This window comes from Streptococcus sp. KHUD_012 (assembly GCF_052588255.1).
The window spans coordinates 609,415-624,753 of record NZ_CP159355.1; the positions used below are offsets into that span (position 1 = coordinate 609,415).

Below are 15,339 nucleotides of genomic sequence, written 5' to 3' on the forward strand. Positions count from 1 at the left end.
GAAACAAACACCAGAGATGGTGTTTGTTTTTTTATAGTGGCCTCTTATAATTGTCTTGCGATCATTCTCATGGGCGCTTGCTCTATTTTTTAATTCCCGAACGTTTTCAAAAAAAATTCAGAAAATTCTTGACTTCTATGAAAATCGGAGTATGATTAGTTGTGAACTGTTGAACAATCATTTTCAAGAAAATCCCTGATGTCGACTAAGGGATCTGTGAAAGGAGAAGCGGTTCAAATCGAAAATCTATAGAGCGTTGCGTCCGAAAGTCTAAACAGACACGGCTCTTTAAAAACAAAAGGAGAAGATTATGAAAACAGAACCGATTCATCGTACCAGTATGTGGAAATTTAAGTTAAGTGCTGCCACCATGACTTTGATTCCCGCTGCCGTGGGGATTAACTATGTTGCCAAAGCCTTGGCGGAGGGGTTAAAGTTGCCCGTTTGGCTGGGGTCTTTGGGAACCTTTCTTGCCAGCATGTTGGCTGGGCCGGTTGCCGGTGCCATCAGTGGTTTCATCAACAACGTGATCTATGGGCTGACCTTATCGCCAATTTCAACCGTGTATGCGATTACCAGCATCGGAATTGGGATTGCTGTCGGAGTTTTGCACGCCAATGGGTGGTTCTCGTCAGCGCGACGAGTATTTGTTTCTGCTATTATTATTGCCATCGTTTCAGCTGTCATTTCAACGCCACTCAACGTCATCTTTTGGGGTGGTCAGACCGGTATCGCTTGGGGTGACTCATTGTTTGCGGTAATGGTCGCCAATCATGCACCAGTGTGGCTGGCCTCATTTACCGATGAGTTTGTCTTGGATATTTTGGATAAAGTCTGCGTGGCCTACCTGGCATTCTTCATCTATCGTCAGCTGCCGAAGCGGATGGTGCACTTCTTTAGCGGTGATAAATGATGACTGATCAAACATTGATTTCTGGAGCGCCACGGGTCAAGCTCAAGTGGTACCAGGTGATCGATCCGATTACTAAGCTCTTGTTCATCTTGGACATGACGTTGTTGAGCTTTGCCAGTATGAATTTATTGCTTCAGGCCGGATTAATTCTTGTCGCAACACTGCTATTGTTATTTTCCAAATTGAGTTCTACCATCTTTAAGGCGCTGGGATTCAGCTTGTTTCTGATTTGCACCATGCTGATCATCCAAGGATTATTTTACAGTCGGAATCAAACTGTGCTGTTTTCTGTGCTTGGGGTGTCGTTCTACAAAGAAGGCCTGATTTACGCCACCACTCTGGGTTGTCGAGTATTGGTGATTATTTTGACCAGTGGCTTTTTTATGGTGACCACGAGTATTTCAGAAAACGCGGCCTATTTGGAACTGTCCGGATTGTCTTATAAAACCGTCTACGTTCTGATGTCGGTGTGTTATATTTTGCCGGAAATGATGCGCAATATGCGGAAAATCCAGCAGGCACAAAAAGTTCGCGGAACCAATCCGCAAAAAACGTTGATTCAGAAATTAAAGTCAGTCCTGCCGGTTCTAATTCCATTGGTGATTAAGACCTTGGATCAATCGATGGCGCGGTCGATTTCTCTCCAACTGAGAGGTTTTGATAATCCCAACCGGACTGTCAGAACCTCCCAGCGCGTGTATCGCCTGTCGCGGACGCTGCACATTGGTCTGACTGGATTGGCAATTTTATTGATTGGGTGGAAGATATGGACGAAGATAAACGGATTGTAATTGAAAATTTGACCACCCGTTATCCGGGTACTGAGCAACCACAACTGCGTCAGATTAACGCGGAGGTTCATACCGGCCAGGTGGTTGGGATTATCGGGAATAGCCACTCCGGCAAATCGACTTTGTGCCGTGTGCTGGCAGGGGTCATTCCCAAAATGGTGTCTGCTGAGATTGAGGGCGACTGGCACATGTTTGGCCAGCGAGTGTCCGACAATTGGCCCGTTTATAATGCCATGAATGGAGTTGTACTGCAAAATCCAGCTGGCCAACTAAGCGGGTTGGCAGACACGGTTGCCGATGAAATCGCCTTTGACTTGATTAATCAGGGAATGGCTGAAGGACTGATTCAAAAACGGGTTGAAGAAGTTGCAACGCAAATGGGGCTGATTGAACAGCTGAATTTGCGTCCCGAAAGCCTTTCCGGTGGTCAGAGCCAGCGGTTGGCAATTGCCACGGCGATTGCGGCTAACCCGGCTGTTTTGATTATGGATGATCCGACCAGTCAGATGGATCCCCTTGGCCGCCGACAATTTTTCCAATGGCTGGCCCAAGTCAAAGAGACGACTGTCTTCATTGTCACCAGTGAAATTGACGATTTGTGCGAAGTCGCCGACGTTGTGTGGGTGCTGCACGAGGGTCAAATGGTAGCCCAGGGCAGGCCGGGTGAGGTGTTTAATCATTTGGAAGCTGACTGGCAGATTCCAGCCCCGACAATCCAGCAACTTGCTCAAAAAATGGATTGGCACTTGGCTGATGGCCGGTATCCGGTGAATGACGCTGAACTGAAGGAGGTTTGTTATGTCCACAATTGAACTGAACCACCTGACGTTCACTTATCCGGAACGGTCCTTTAGCTTGGATGTTGAAGACAAACTCTTCGCCGATCCGATGGTGGCGATTGTCGGCCAAAATGGTGCCGGCAAATCAACGCTCTTCAAATTGTTGACGGGCTTGCTGACACCACAAACCGGTGTGATTAAGATCGATGGAGAAAATTTTAATGATCTTAAACCAGTCGAAAAGTTACTGAAGGTTGGGATTACTTTTCAGAATCCTGACGATCAGCTTTTCAACCCGACCGTTCAACGAGAGGTGGAGTGGAGTGTCGCGCAGGTCATGGATGACCACGACACGATTACGAGGCGGGCTTTAGCGGCTCTAAAAAGAGTTGGCTTGGATGATAAAACAGCTGAAAGTCCATATGACCTGTCATTGTCGGAACGCAAGCTGTTGAGCGTTGCCACAGTTTTAGCAGTGGATCCGGCGATTTATTTATTTGATGAGCCGATGATGTCGCTTGATTGGGAAAGCCGGCGCAAGTTGACCGCAATTTTCCATCAGTTGGCTGATTCGGGCCACCAAGTTGTGACCATCACCCATGACATGGATTGGGTCGCCACCGAGTTTGAGTCGGTGTATGTTATGGAACACGGGAAGTTTGGCTTCGCCGGCAGTCCACGGGAATTATTCAGCGATCACGAACTTGTCCAGCGAGTGGGATTACTACCACCGCGGATTATGGACATAGCGGAGTCGCTGGGTGATTCACAGACATATTTATCGGTTAATGATTATTGCCAGAAAAATCGAGATGTATAGAAAAAGTCACCTCTGCGGGTTTTCCAGGTTGAAGGATTAACTTCAGCTTCTGGCAAGAACTCACATGGGTGACTTTTGTGTTTAATAACGTTTCATGATCATCGGGTGCTTCCTCAGATCACTCGGTTTGATTTTACTTTGTTTCATGGTCATAATCATATACCATTTCTTTTGGATCTTTTGTTTGACTAATACAAAATAGGTCTTCATAGGTCTTCGCATTTTTTGCGCCCATTAGGATCATCAGTATAATTTTCTGAATTAGGAGACTGTCCCATCACTATTCGAACTTCGTCTCCCAACTTACGCTGTTCCCATTCATCCGTGAATCCTTTAAATCGCAATTCTGGAACTTTTTTTTAACTGAATCATCTATTTTCGCCATAGTCCCCACCATTTTATTGGTTTTTCTTTATTTACCTTATCAACAGTCTAGTTGGTTGGTACCAATGGACGAAAGCTGCTAAGAAGGGGTATTAGTGACAATTAATAAAATACATGAGGTTGGGCATATTGCCCCACCTCTTTTTATGATATACTAGAGTAGTTTTTGAGACCTTGTGGAAAAAATCTCATTTCAAAGAAGTAAAAGGAGAAAACATGGACATCTTTTTGAGGAGTATATCAGGGATCCTGATCATTCTAGGTATGATTTTAGTGGGCTTTGTCATAGGTGAAAAAGGCTGGTTTGATGACAAGTCACGTGGCCTGATCGCAAAATTAGTCACTCAAATCGCTCTGCCCTGCTACATGCTCTACACCATCACACAGCGTTTCACAGCAGCTGACCTTCTAAAAATGTTGCCAGCACTGCGTTTTCCTGCCCTGTCTATGGTCGTTTTGCTTGGCATCGCGACAGCAGTAGCCAGGATCTTTGCAGTGAGACAGGACCGACGTGGACTCTTTATTTCCATGTTTTTTAATTCCAATACGATTTTTGTGGGGCTCCCTATCAACCAGGCTCTTTTTGGGGATGCCAGTATTCCCTATGTTTTGATCTATTACATGTGTAATACGACCTTTTTCTGGACCTTGGGGACCTACCTGATTCAGCGGGATGGTGAGGGAGAAGCTCAGTTTGATCTCAAAACGAGTCTGAAAAAAGTCTTTTCTCCCCCGCTGATGGGCTTTCTCTTAGGACTCGTCCTGGTGATGTTGCAGATAAAGTTGCCGGCCTTTCTAGCCAGTGATTTACAGTACCTGGGCAATTTAACGACTCCCTTATCCATGATATTCATCGGTTTGTCGGTATCTCATGTGGGCGTGAAGCAATTGATTCTGGGAAAAGACCAGCTACTAATTCTGTTAGGACGCTTCGTGGTTGCCCCTCTCTTGATGGCCTCCATCGTCTACTGGGTGCCTCTTCCAAGCTTGATGAAGCAAGTCTTTATCATCCAGTCCGCCATGCCTGTGATGACCAATGCGCCAGTTGTTGCCAGACTTTACGGAGCTGATAGTGATTATGCAGCCGTCATGGTGACAGAGACGACCCTTGCAACCATGGTGGTGATCCCTATTCTCATGCTGTTGATGGCTTAACAAATAGAAAATACAAAAGCTCAAGTTTTTTGAAAACTTGAGCTTTTCTTATAACAAGGCTAACAAGATGGTAAGGACTAGAGCGATGCCCATCCGAATCAGGTGGTGAGCTGGATGGAAGTTTCCTTTGTGTTTCCCATTCCAATAGGCCCCGTAGCAAATCAAACCACAGCCGATCAACCAAAGGACTAGAGAGACAATCGGTAAAAAGAAGTAGAGGGTGAGAGATAAGGTCGCAAGACTACTTCCGATGAGGAGAAATGTATTTCCTAGAGTGTGATTTCCTTTTTTAACTTCAGAAAGAGAAGTCAATAAGTGAAGAAGAGCAAAAGCAAGGGCAAAGAAGGCTGTCAAAAAGCCGAGAAGAATGGGGAAGAACATACGGTTTCCTTTCTAAGATATGATTGCCTGAGTACTATTTTTTATGACTGATTTTATGAAGAATCATAAATGATACTACAAGATTTAAAATAATAACCAATAAGGTAAAAAGAGAGTAACCATAAAGTGTAATTGGAATTTCATTTTTGAGGGAAATGATAGAAAAGTAACTTGTTAAAATGCCCGTTAACAACCCAGGCACATATTTTCGTATAACGATTGTTTGAATCAGATGTCCGAATACATGGTAGATATAAGCGATTATGATGCTTGCGTAAATGCTATAGTTATTAAACTGGTAACTAAGATATAGAGACGTCATTAGGATGAGAAATTGCTCCAAGACAATAAAGTTGAAAGCAAAAGGAGTGTAATAAGTTAGGATTCGATTGTTTGGATACTGGATTGATATTTTTTTGACAAAGGATGGCATCCAAACGATTTCTTCCAGTTCGTGAAGCATGAAGAGTGATGGAAATAGAAAGTAAAATTGCACGCTGGTCATTGAAAATACTCCCTTCTAGTTCGAGCCCACTTTTAAAATCTCCAAATAAAATTGGATCACTTCTTGTTCGGTGTAGGACTTGCCTTTTTTCAACCACCAGCTGAGGGTTTCGATGAAATGGCTGACGACCAAGTGTTTGAGGTAAGAGTGAGGGAGAGTTGGATGGGCCTTGATGAGTTCGTCGGCTACCATTGGGTAGACATCATGTTCTAGTTCTTTTCGCAGTTGCCGTATAAAATAATCGTTTTTAGAGAGCAAGAGACTGGTCACATGATCTTGATTTTTCTTGAAATGCTGAAAGATATGAGCCAGATAGTCTTGTGGTGAGAGGTGTTCAGCACGCTCAAAGAGATGGTGAAAGAGTTTTTGACAGAGTTCATCTAGCAATAATTCCTTGCTCTCGTAATGGCTGTAAAAGGTCGAGCGCCCCACATCAGCAAGGTCTATGATTTCCTGAACCGTGATGGCTTCGTAGTCTTTTTGGTTGAGTAAGTGTAAGAAAGCCTGATAGATAGCTTTTCGAGTTTTGGTGATGCGACGATCCTGTGCAGTCATATGGACACTTTGAACAAACTGTTCAGTAACGTACACCCTAAACAGTTTGCCCCTATCCTTTCTGTTGTGGTTGTTAGATAATGATAATGAACATGATGTTCATGAATCTATTATATCAGAGGATTTAGGATTATGAAGACAAAACATGCGGTCTGGATCGCTTTTTTCTTGAATTTGAGTTATTCCATTGTTGAGTTTATTGCAGGAGGAATTTTTGGGTCCAGTGCGGTCCTTGCGGATTCGGTCCATGACTTGGGGGATGCGATCGCTATTGGGATCTCCGCCTTTCTAGAGAGTATTTCCAATCGTGAAGAAGACAGCCACTATACCTTGGGCTACAAGCGCTTTAGCCTTTTAGGGGCCATGGTAACGGCAGTGATTCTCATGACAGGGTCCGTTCTGGTTATTTTGGAAAATATAACGAAATTGGTTCACCCACAACCTGTCAACGATGAGGGCATTCTCTGGCTTGGAATTATTGCCGTCAGCATCAATGTGCTAGCGAGTCTCGTCATTCGCAAAGGGCAAACCAAGAACGAATCCATTCTCAGCCTGCACTTTCTGGAAGATACCTTAGGTTGGGTGGCTGTCATCTTAATGGCCATTGTTCTCCGATTTACCGACTGGTATATCCTGGATCCGCTCTTATCTCTTGCCATTTCCATCTTTATTCTGTCAAAAGCCATTCCACGTTTTTGGAGCACGCTCAGGATTTTCCTGGATGCCGTGCCAGAAGGAGTAGATATCCAGCAAGTCAAGAGTGATTTGGAACAGTTGGACCATGTGGCTAGTATCAATCAGCTTAATCTCTGGACCATGGATGGGCTGGAAAAGAACGCCATTGTCCATGTTTGTCTGGAGCATGTCAACCACATGGAGGTTTGTAAAGAAGCGATTCGTACCTTGCTCAAAGATTGCGGCTTTCAAAACGTTACTATTGAGGTTGACGAAGACTTAGCAACTCATCGAGCCCACAAGCGCAATATCGAGGAGCTGGAAGTGGATCAACATCATGGGCATGATCATCACCACTATTAATGACGACTTGGTATGAGCAGAAGCTCGATAAAAAGTGTATACTGTAGATAAGGAAGCAATAGAAAGCAGGTTAATCCTATGAAGAAAACAGTCTATACAAAAGCTGGGCAAGTGGGTCTAGTAGAAGTGGAGCGTCCACAGATCGAAGCACCGGATGATGTCATTCTCCGTATCGTCCGCACCTGTGTTTGTGGATCCGATCTATGGAGCTACCGCAATCCAGATATTGAAGCGGGCCATCAAAATAGTGGCCACGAAGCTATTGGGATTGTCGAAGAAATCGGAGAAGCCATTACAACGGTCAAACCAGGGGACTTTGTTATCGCGCCTTTCACCCATGGTTGTGGGGAGTGTGATGCCTGTCGTGCTGGCTATGATGGGACGTGTGACCGTCATATCGGCACCAACTGGTCTGATGGGGTTCAAGCAGAGTACATGCGCTTCGAATACGCTAACTGGGCTCTTGTCAAAATTCCAGGGCAACCTTCAGATTATAGCGAAGGCATGCTCAAGTCACTTTTGACACTTGCTGATGTCATGCCGACGGGCTATCATGCGGCGCGTGTAGCAGATGTGCAAAAAGGTGACAAAGTAGTGGTCATTGGGGACGGTGCCGTTGGTCAATGTGCAGTGATCGCAGCTAAGATGCGTGGTGCGTCTCAAATCGTCCTTATGAGTCGCCACGAAGACCGTCAACAGATGGCCTTGGAGTCAGGCGCGACAGCAGTCGTAGCGGAGCGTGGTGAAGAAGGCATTGCCAAGGTCCGTGAAATCCTTGGTGGCGGAGCAGATGCGGCCCTTGAATGTGTCGGTACCGCAGCAGCTGTTGATCAAGCCCTTGGGGTGCTTCATAATGGTGGGCGTTTAGGTTTTGTCGGTGTCCCTCATTACAATAATCGTGCCCTTGGTTCGACCTTTGCCCAAAACATTTCGGTGGCAGGTGGGGCAGCCTCTGTTACTACCTATGACAAGCAGTTCTTGCTCAAGGCTGTACTTGATGGCGACATCAACCCAGGTCGCGTCTTTACTCATAGCTATAGCTTGGATGAGATTGATCAAGCCTATAAAGATATGGATGAACGTAAGACGATTAAGGCTATGATTGTACTGGACTAACGAAAAAATTCTAGTAGAAAATATCTACTAGAATTTTTTAATACAATTCCCAATCCGGACTTGAAAATTTCTTGGTTCGGGTCATATAAAAATGGATAAAGTGAACTTCCATTGCTAAAGTCATCACGGTTGCGATGGTAATGACAATGGTTGGATTGGCTGAGAAAAGAAGGGAGAGAACCAGTCCGATAAGGAACATCCCTGCTTGCAAACCATAATAGAGCTTGTCATACTTGAGGTGACTCTTGTTAAAATAGCCATTTGCAAGGATAGCAGCTTGAAAGAGGCCGATACCCGTATAGAAGAAGCCAGTCGCAAAATGGTGATGGACTTCTGGATTGACCAAGAAACTCATAGACACAGTCACCATAATCAAGCCGATGAAAATTGGATAGTGACTATAAATTAGGAAGATTCCCTTATTCTTTCCTTCTTCATCAATGGCATGGTCAAACTTACCAAAGTAATTCATAAAGAGGTTGACCATGATGATAAAGTAAAGGATAGAGTGGATAGAGAAATTTTCAAGTGTAAAAAAATCTGCAAGGCCCATAATCATCTCACCAAAAGTGATGATAACTAAAAGCGAGATGCGTTCAATCAGGTGGGGGAGATTAATCTGAAAAAGACTTGTATGTCGAGTTAAGATAATAGGCATGACGAAGGTCAAGAGAATCCCTAGCATATAGACATAGATACCAAAATCTATCGGAAGAAGTGCAGCTATGTAGATAGCCAAGGTCCTGAGCCCTGTCATCCAAAGAAAGCCCTTGATACTTTTTCGATTGGCTGGAGTAGTAGACTTACGCAAATACTCTACTAAGTATTGGAGAAATAGGGTTAAGGTCAGGGTTCCCACTGTCCAGCAGAAGGTATGAAAGTAGCTCTGCCAGTCATTGGTAATCATGTTTGAGATTAAGAGCAACATTGCCATATTGATGAACATGACGGTCATATTGAAAAGGGAATTCTTTCCATAGCGGTTGGTATAGACGGTCTGAATCATCCAAGAATTGACCAAAACCAGAAGTGTCATCAGGAAACCAAAGATGGCATCTAATGATAAGACTCCATGGTGAAGATGATGGATAAGGGCAGTGGTTTTGGAAATAGCGTAAACAAAGACCAGATCATAAAAGAGTTCACTATACTCAACCCGTTTGTGTTTGATAAGATTTGACATGGGTTATCCTTTCTGCGATGTTTGAACAATTTATTATATCAGAAAAATGACAGTATATGATGGAAGGAAGGGGAGTAGACCAATCAATTTCATTGTGACGCAAATTGTCATTACATGACAACAGTTGATGTAGCCTATTTACTAGGATACTCCGAAGTGTCTTCCTTCTCACGAGCCTTTAAAAAATGGACCGGACAGACTATTTCAGAGTATCGCGAGTAGATGCAGACAGAAGCTTAACAGCAGAAATTTCCATTATCAACACCAGATGTATTCATCTGGTGTTTTTATCTTTCTGAAAAAAATGAAATTTTCTACTTGACAAGTGAGTGTTCACTCACTATAATAGATTTATCATTAAAAAGTGAGTGAACACTCACCTGGGAGGAAGTAAATGAAAACATTGCTACATTTACAAGATTTACAAAAATCTTTTGGTCAACAACTTGTGTTAAACCACGTTGGTTTTGAATTACAGTCTGGGGAAATCATTGGTCTAATCGGTCCTTCTGGTGCTGGTAAATCAACCATGATAAAAACCATGTTAGGAATGGAAAAGGCAGATAGCGGTATCGCTTTAGTCTTAGACCACACCATGCCCAATCGTCATATTCTGGGAGATATTGGCTATATGGCCCAGTCTGATGCTTTATATGAGGCTTTGTCAGGACAAGAAAATTTGGAATTTTTCGGTCAGCTAAAAGGCCTTTCCAAAAAAGACTTAAAGGATGAAATTGCCCATGTGGCTCAGGTGGTAGATTTAACAGAGCACTTAAATAAGGCTGTGTCTGGTTATTCCGGAGGCATGAAACGACGCTTGTCGCTGGCGATTGCGCTTTTAGGAAATCCTCAACTCCTGATTTTGGACGAACCGACAGTTGGAATCGATCCTTCTCTTCGAAAGAAAATCTGGAAGGAATTAATTACTCTTAGAGACAAGGGTGTAGGAATTTTGGTTACCACCCATGTCATGGATGAGGCAGAGCTGACAGATAAGGTTGGCCTCTTGTTAGGTGGAAACATCATTGCCTTTGATACACCAAAAAATCTCAAGGAAAGTTATGGTGTTTCAAGTATTGAAGAAGTCTTTTTGAAAGCAGAAGGAGAATAAGATGAGAACCCTTGCCATTGCAAAAAAAGTTATCAAAGAATTGCTTCGTGACAAACGAACCCTTGCCATGATGTTTGTGGCTCCAGTCTTTATCATGTGGTTGATGAACCTCATGTTTTCGGCTAGTACAACCGTGAACGTCAAGCTTGCAACACGGGATCTACCAACTAGTTTGGTAAGGAAGATGGATGATATGGACCATGTCAGTGTGAAAACTTACAAAGACATGGATCAAGCCAAAGAAGACTTGGCTGATGAGAAAGTCGACGCCGTCATTTCTTATAAAGACGGGGAGTATCTGGTAGATTATGCCAATACAGATGCTTCGAAAACTGCTATGACCCGTCAAGTATTGCGAACCAGTATCGCCAGTGAAGGCACCAATCAACTATTAACTCGTGTTAAACAGGCCCTTCCTCAATTGAAACTGGATGCAAAATCACCAGAAATTAAGGAATCTTATGAGTATGGGAATGAAGATACAGGCTTCTTTGCCAGTATGATTCCAGTCTTGATTGGATTTGTCGTTTTCTTCTTTGTTTTCTTGATTTCAGGGATGGCGCTGTTGAAAGAACGCACCAGCGGCACCCTAGATCGCTTATTAGCCACTCCAGTTAAACGCTCTGAAATCGTCTATGGTTACATGATGTCTTATGGGATCATCGCTATTCTTCAAACAGCGGTTGTTGTTTTAGCAGCTATCTGGTTGTTGAATATTGAAGTTGTCGGAAGTTTATTAAATGTTATAATAGTTAATGTAGTATTGGCTCTTGTAGCACTCGCCTTCGGAATTCTCTTGTCCACCTTGGCAAAATCAGAATTCCAAATGATGCAATTTATTCCTCTTGTGATTATGCCGCAGCTCTTTTTCTCAGGAATCATTCCTCTTGATTCAATGGGAGAATGGGCAAAAACAATTGGGAAGTTCTTGCCTTTGACCTACTCAGGTGATGCCATGAGTCAGATTATTCTTTACGGACGTAACCTTGGGGATATTTTGCCAAATATCGGTGTTTTACTGCTTTTCCTTGTCGCTTTGACAATGCTGAATATTGTCGGATTGCGTCGGTATCGTAAGGTATAAAAATAATAAGAGGATGTGAGGAAGGACATGAACGAGAGTATTTTTGAGTCGTTTGAAGCGTATCTAGAGGGAGCAGACTATCCCAAAGGAAAGAAGAAAATTATGCAGGCAGCCGTCGATTTGATCTCGACCAAGGGTTATAATGGGACTTCAACTCTTCAAATTGCGGAGCATGCCGGGCTTAGCCAAGCCACACTCTTCAAGTATTTCCAGACCAAAGATGAGTTGCTGACAGCTATTTTACATCCGATCCTTCCTAGTCTTCTGGGGAATTTTCTGGATCAACTCTTAAAATTTCAAACAACAGAGGAGAAAATTCACTATTTCGTTTATGACCGAATGAACTACCTCAAAACCAATCAAGCTCTCTTAAAAATCGTGTTACAGGAGATGTTTTCGAATGAAAAGATCAAGAAGGAGCAAGAACATATTTGGAGTTTCATTCAGGGTAGAATTGGTGACCTCCTTCAAGAACTGAAAACGGACCCTCGCATCAATCCTGATCTGACTATTTCCCAATTCCTGCGTATTCTGATTGGCCCGCTGCTTGCCTATTTTGGTCAGCTCTATATTCTTGGAACTGATGGGCCAGTGACTGATGAAGATCTTTCCTTGGTCGAAAAACAAATCTTAGGTGGCTTGTGGAAATAGGGGGATCTGATAGAAACAACCTAAAAAACCATATTCCTATTAAAAAGGAATATGGTTTTTTTGCAAGTTCTATTTCAAATCCGACATCACTTGTTTCTTGGTGAAGGTGCGCTCTTGTTTGTTGGCTAGGGCCTTGATGCGCGCATCAAGGAGAATGGCGCGGCCTTCGGCACTTCGGGTATAGACGAGGTCATACTTACCCAGACTCTTTCGGATTTGCGCCACAAAGGCTTGGGCATCTTCTTTTCGTTTGTCAAAGAGGCTTGGTACAGCGAAATATTCTGTCTGATCGGACACCTTTTCCTGTGCTTTCAGGATATAGCGCTGATTTTCAATCGGTGCGAAAAACTCGATCATGGTTTGCGAGAAGAGTTCCTTCTCCCGCATGGTTCCGCCCTTCAAATAAATCAGCGTGTTGATGGCATCCTTTCGATCTCGTAGGACTTGGATGCGGGTTGCTTGAGTCTGGATCTGCCCAGAAAGGAGCAGGGCTTGGTGAATAGCCTGGCCGAAGACTTCTAACCGTTTATAAGGGCTCTTATAGAGATAGTAGCGGAGCCAAGCAAGTAGAGCGAGAACAGCTAAGACGAATAGAAGAATAAGAGACCCTTTATTCCATCCTCCTCTATGTGAATAGTAAATAAAGTTGGCGAAAGCATCGGTCAAAGTGGCGGCCGTTAGCCAACGAGCTAGCTTCCTGGCGTCAAAAAATAGGGCTAGGGGCAGGAAGTGTTTATCCACTTGAACCTCATTTACAATCTCCATATTCTCCAGAATCGGAAGGGCTTTTTGCCAGCCGTCTCGGAGTTCTTGACGATGGGGGGAGCGCTCTAAGGTTTCTTCATTGAGTTTTTGCAACTGTTTTTTTGTATAGCGGATATTGTCAAAGGCTAGACGCTCGATACCGGATTCGATGAAGGGCTCCTTGTAATGGAGACCTAAAAATTGCTTCATCCGTCTTTCTAAGAGCTCCAGATCAGGACTATATTCTTTCAGCTGATCAGTGAGGGCTTCGATCTCTTCCTTTTCAAGATCGGACTTTTCATACCATTTCTTTAGGGAAAGATTGATGGAGACCAGGTGCCAGATGTTACTGGTCTTGTCTGGGTCTTCGGGCCACACTCGGATGGCACGACCTCGCATTTGGTTGCTGAGCATGAAACTGCCGACAAAACTCGCTAGGATCAGGGAATTGACGCAAGGAGCATCCCAGCCTTCTCCTAGAAGTGACTTGGTTCCAATGACGACTTGGATGAGCCCTTCTTGAAAGAGCTGGGTCACAGCTGTCACCAAATCATGTTGAGAACCTACCAAGCGAACCTTGAGAAAATCATCTGGAGATAAGTGGCCGACACTTTGGTATGTCAGTCTGTCCGTTCCTAGAAGCTCTTCTAATCTTGGCTTAGCGACCGTAGGGATGATGACGATGCTACCTGTCAAGACAGCAATAGCAGGAGGAGTTGCTTGCTCTAAGCTTTCCCTGCGAATGGATTCGAAATAAGAGAGCACTCCCAATTGAGTAAATTGGGCGTCCTTATCTCCTAGATGAACTTCAAAATCTTGACGAATATAGTCTGTTAAGACCAGTTGTCGTAGTTGGCTTCCAAGAGCCTGGTATTCGGCCTTGAAAATCTCTCGAACCGCATTGAGTTTTCCGAGGGATTGGTTGAGTAGAAGGTCTTGTTTTTTGTTGCGGACTAGTTTAACTTGTTTTCGATCGATCAAGCTGGCTGCTTTTAATTCATGAAGCAGTTGCTTCTCGTATTCCTCAGGTAGATTGTACCAGTGAGGCACCTGAAAGAGCAGACCTTGCAGGAGAATTTCAAGCCAGTCCAGGGTGAAAGCAGGTAGTTTCTTGGCTCCTAAAAGGTCCTGGAAACGTTTGGGAAAGTCAATTCCCTTGCTTCGAAGAAAGATCAGGGTAGCAGAGAGATACTTAGGCTCATTGAGCAATTCATCATTGCTGATCTGACCCGATAAGGCCTGGCAGGTTTGAAGGTGTTGGCAAAAGAGGGGATCGGAAGTCAGTTGCTGCAAGAGAGCATTCTTTTGTTGGCTAAAAGCATCCAATTGCTCTTGCTCTTCCTTGGTTGGAAAGGCAAAGTAGACATAGTCTTGGTGAGGACAAAGGGTGTCTTCCTTGACCAATTCGGGAACCGTAATCTCCTCATCAATCTCACCACACATGCGGATATAGCGATCCCAAAGGGCAGGATCCCCTTCATAGGGCGGGGTGGCGGTAAGGGAGATCATCTTTAAGTCTGGGAAGGCCTGACGAAAGGCTTCCAAACTCTTCCACCATTCATTGCGCAAGTGGTGGCACTCATCTAAACAAAGGGTCCCGAGTGAGATGGCTTTGAAAGTAGTAAAGATATCAAAGCCTTTGAAATCAAATGTTTCAATCTCTGCCTGGTCATCGGTATCCTCAGCTTGCGATTGACCGACGACTTGGTTCATGGCGCTGTGTAGGGCCTGATAGGTAGCCACTGTCATCAGCTTAGGATGTTTTAAGTCTTGTGAAATCAGTTGTTCTGCTTGGCTTTCATCACTCAGGAATGCCTGGATAATCCGGTCCACCCATTGTTGACGAATGGTGACCGTAGGAGCTAAGATCAGGGTTGGCTGACCAAAGCGCCGGATAAATTCGATACCCAGGGTTGTTTTCCCAGAGCCAGGAGCCGCTACCAAATGCAGGTGGCCATCCGCCATAAAAGCGTCACTCTTATCGAGAACGCGTTTTTGATAGTGTCTCCATTGGCCTGTAAAGGCTAATTCTTGTAACATTGGTTTCCTCCCTTGTACTGTCCCCATTATATCATAGCGGAGGACAAGAATCTTTTGGTAGAAGCTGAAGATTCTAACATTCCTGATGA

16 protein-coding genes and 1 pseudogene are annotated in these 15,339 nt (G+C 44.1%); 11 read left to right on the forward strand and 6 right to left on the reverse strand.

Translation table 11 applies throughout. The features are described from left to right. The first annotated feature begins 310 nt into the window (after window positions 1-310). From ABVF55_RS02945 to ABVF55_RS02960, 4 genes are read left to right on the forward strand one after another with little or no spacing between them, the layout of a single operon-like run. On the forward strand, window positions 311-913 hold the full coding sequence (locus ABVF55_RS02945) for a hypothetical protein (RefSeq protein ID WP_021153833.1): 603 nt from the start codon (window positions 311-313) through the stop codon (window positions 911-913). Continuing rightward, complete coding sequence (locus tag ABVF55_RS02950; protein WP_171963570.1) at window positions 913-1,704, forward strand: energy-coupling factor transporter transmembrane component T; 792 nt, start codon at window positions 913-915, stop codon at window positions 1,702-1,704. The genes ABVF55_RS02945 and ABVF55_RS02950 overlap by 1 nt, the downstream gene beginning before the upstream one ends. Next, complete coding sequence (locus ABVF55_RS02955; protein ID WP_045759846.1) at window positions 1,680-2,516, forward strand: ABC transporter ATP-binding protein; 837 nt, start codon at window positions 1,680-1,682, stop codon at window positions 2,514-2,516. The genes ABVF55_RS02950 and ABVF55_RS02955 overlap by 25 nt, the downstream gene beginning before the upstream one ends. Continuing rightward, entirely contained in the window at window positions 2,503-3,303 is an 801-nt protein-coding gene (locus ABVF55_RS02960) for an energy-coupling factor ABC transporter ATP-binding protein (RefSeq protein WP_155199861.1), read from the forward strand. The genes ABVF55_RS02955 and ABVF55_RS02960 overlap by 14 nt, the downstream gene beginning before the upstream one ends. Window positions 3,304-3,384: 81 nt before the next feature. Here ABVF55_RS02960 and ABVF55_RS02965 read toward each other — a convergent pair whose 3' ends face one another. Then, window positions 3,385-3,513 (reverse strand): hypothetical protein, encoded by a 129-nt coding sequence (locus ABVF55_RS02965; RefSeq protein ID WP_002878297.1) that lies wholly within the window; start codon window positions 3,511-3,513, stop codon window positions 3,385-3,387. A 390-nt stretch (window positions 3,514-3,903) separates the two neighbouring features. On the opposite strand from ABVF55_RS02965, the gene ABVF55_RS02970 reads away from it, so the two are divergent. Next, window positions 3,904-4,842, forward strand: coding sequence for an AEC family transporter (locus ABVF55_RS02970; RefSeq protein ID WP_445285506.1), 939 nt, complete (start codon window positions 3,904-3,906; stop codon window positions 4,840-4,842). 48 nt (window positions 4,843-4,890) lie between these two features. Here the strand turns inward: ABVF55_RS02970 and ABVF55_RS02975 are convergent, their stop codons facing one another. From ABVF55_RS02975 to ABVF55_RS02985, 3 genes are read right to left on the reverse strand one after another with little or no spacing between them, the layout of a single operon-like run. Next, window positions 4,891-5,223, reverse strand: coding sequence for a hypothetical protein (locus tag ABVF55_RS02975; protein WP_003008703.1), 333 nt, complete (start codon window positions 5,221-5,223; stop codon window positions 4,891-4,893). 34 nt (window positions 5,224-5,257) lie between these two features. Continuing rightward, the gene (locus tag ABVF55_RS02980) at window positions 5,258-5,728 is read right to left on the reverse strand and encodes an HXXEE domain-containing protein (protein ID WP_003008702.1); all 471 of its coding nucleotides are present in this window, start codon (window positions 5,726-5,728) and stop codon (window positions 5,258-5,260) included. A 15-nt stretch (window positions 5,729-5,743) separates the two neighbouring features. Further along, complete coding sequence (locus ABVF55_RS02985) at window positions 5,744-6,283, reverse strand: TetR/AcrR family transcriptional regulator (protein ID WP_227038195.1); 540 nt, start codon at window positions 6,281-6,283, stop codon at window positions 5,744-5,746. A 132-nt stretch (window positions 6,284-6,415) separates the two neighbouring features. Between ABVF55_RS02985 and ABVF55_RS02990 the strand changes: the two genes are divergently transcribed. Together ABVF55_RS02990 and ABVF55_RS02995 are read left to right on the forward strand one after the other, a co-directional pair. Next, window positions 6,416-7,321: a cation diffusion facilitator family transporter gene (locus ABVF55_RS02990; RefSeq protein WP_445285507.1), complete on the forward strand. Its 906-nt coding sequence runs from the start codon at window positions 6,416-6,418 to the stop codon at window positions 7,319-7,321. 78 nt (window positions 7,322-7,399) lie between these two features. Continuing rightward, the gene (locus tag ABVF55_RS02995) at window positions 7,400-8,437 is read left to right on the forward strand and encodes a zinc-binding dehydrogenase (protein ID WP_445285508.1); all 1,038 of its coding nucleotides are present in this window, start codon (window positions 7,400-7,402) and stop codon (window positions 8,435-8,437) included. 37 nt (window positions 8,438-8,474) lie between these two features. On the opposite strand, the gene ABVF55_RS03000 is transcribed toward ABVF55_RS02995, so the two are convergent. Beyond that, window positions 8,475-9,620 (reverse strand): low temperature requirement protein A, encoded by a 1,146-nt coding sequence (locus ABVF55_RS03000; protein ID WP_003008695.1) that lies wholly within the window; start codon window positions 9,618-9,620, stop codon window positions 8,475-8,477. Window positions 9,621-9,734: 114 nt separating this feature from the next. Here ABVF55_RS03000 and ABVF55_RS03005 point away from each other — a divergent pair. The 4 genes and pseudogenes from ABVF55_RS03005 to ABVF55_RS03020 all read left to right on the forward strand — a co-directional run. Further along, window positions 9,735-9,842: pseudogene (locus ABVF55_RS03005) on the forward strand (helix-turn-helix domain-containing protein); the annotation flags it as partial. Window positions 9,843-10,014: 172 nt separating this feature from the next. Then, window positions 10,015-10,731, forward strand: a complete 717-nt coding sequence (locus ABVF55_RS03010; RefSeq protein WP_037608085.1) for an ABC transporter ATP-binding protein — start codon at window positions 10,015-10,017, stop codon at window positions 10,729-10,731. 1 nt (window position 10,732) lies between these two features. Further along, window positions 10,733-11,815, forward strand: coding sequence for an ABC transporter permease (locus ABVF55_RS03015; RefSeq protein ID WP_070586902.1), 1,083 nt, complete (start codon window positions 10,733-10,735; stop codon window positions 11,813-11,815). Window positions 11,816-11,842: 27 nt separating this feature from the next. After that, on the forward strand, window positions 11,843-12,466 hold the full coding sequence (locus ABVF55_RS03020) for a TetR/AcrR family transcriptional regulator (protein ID WP_445285509.1): 624 nt from the start codon (window positions 11,843-11,845) through the stop codon (window positions 12,464-12,466). 69 nt (window positions 12,467-12,535) lie between these two features. On the opposite strand, the gene ABVF55_RS03025 is transcribed toward ABVF55_RS03020, so the two are convergent. Continuing rightward, window positions 12,536-15,250, reverse strand: a complete 2,715-nt coding sequence (locus tag ABVF55_RS03025) for a DEAD/DEAH box helicase family protein (protein WP_445285510.1) — start codon at window positions 15,248-15,250, stop codon at window positions 12,536-12,538. Window positions 15,251-15,339: the final 89 nt, after the last annotated feature.

Bases quoted from the DNA above. Each gene is read 5' to 3' on its own strand.
- ABVF55_RS02950 (WP_171963570.1), top strand. From the start codon at position 913: ATGACTGATCAAACATTGATTTCTGGAGCGCCACGGGTCAAGCTCAAG.
- ABVF55_RS03025 (WP_445285510.1), bottom strand. From the start codon at position 15,250: ATGTTACAAGAATTAGCCTTTACAGGCCAATGGAGACACTATCAAAAA.
- ABVF55_RS02985 (WP_227038195.1), bottom strand. From the start codon at position 6,283: ATGACTGCACAGGATCGTCGCATCACCAAAACTCGAAAAGCTATCTAT.
- ABVF55_RS02945 (WP_021153833.1), top strand. From the start codon at position 311: ATGAAAACAGAACCGATTCATCGTACCAGTATGTGGAAATTTAAGTTA.
- ABVF55_RS02965 (WP_002878297.1), bottom strand. From the start codon at position 3,513: ATGAAGACCTATTTTGTATTAGTCAAACAAAAGATCCAAAAGAAATGG.
- ABVF55_RS02970 (WP_445285506.1), top strand. From the start codon at position 3,904: ATGGACATCTTTTTGAGGAGTATATCAGGGATCCTGATCATTCTAGGT.
- ABVF55_RS02955 (WP_045759846.1), top strand. From the start codon at position 1,680: ATGGACGAAGATAAACGGATTGTAATTGAAAATTTGACCACCCGTTAT.
- ABVF55_RS03020 (WP_445285509.1), top strand. From the start codon at position 11,843: ATGAACGAGAGTATTTTTGAGTCGTTTGAAGCGTATCTAGAGGGAGCA.
- ABVF55_RS02960 (WP_155199861.1), top strand. From the start codon at position 2,503: ATGTCCACAATTGAACTGAACCACCTGACGTTCACTTATCCGGAACGG.
- ABVF55_RS03010 (WP_037608085.1), top strand. From the start codon at position 10,015: ATGAAAACATTGCTACATTTACAAGATTTACAAAAATCTTTTGGTCAA.
- ABVF55_RS02995 (WP_445285508.1), top strand. From the start codon at position 7,400: ATGAAGAAAACAGTCTATACAAAAGCTGGGCAAGTGGGTCTAGTAGAA.
- ABVF55_RS03000 (WP_003008695.1), bottom strand. From the start codon at position 9,620: ATGTCAAATCTTATCAAACACAAACGGGTTGAGTATAGTGAACTCTTT.
- ABVF55_RS03015 (WP_070586902.1), top strand. From the start codon at position 10,733: ATGAGAACCCTTGCCATTGCAAAAAAAGTTATCAAAGAATTGCTTCGT.
- ABVF55_RS02990 (WP_445285507.1), top strand. From the start codon at position 6,416: ATGAAGACAAAACATGCGGTCTGGATCGCTTTTTTCTTGAATTTGAGT.
- ABVF55_RS02980 (WP_003008702.1), bottom strand. From the start codon at position 5,728: ATGACCAGCGTGCAATTTTACTTTCTATTTCCATCACTCTTCATGCTT.
- ABVF55_RS02975 (WP_003008703.1), bottom strand. From the start codon at position 5,223: ATGTTCTTCCCCATTCTTCTCGGCTTTTTGACAGCCTTCTTTGCCCTT.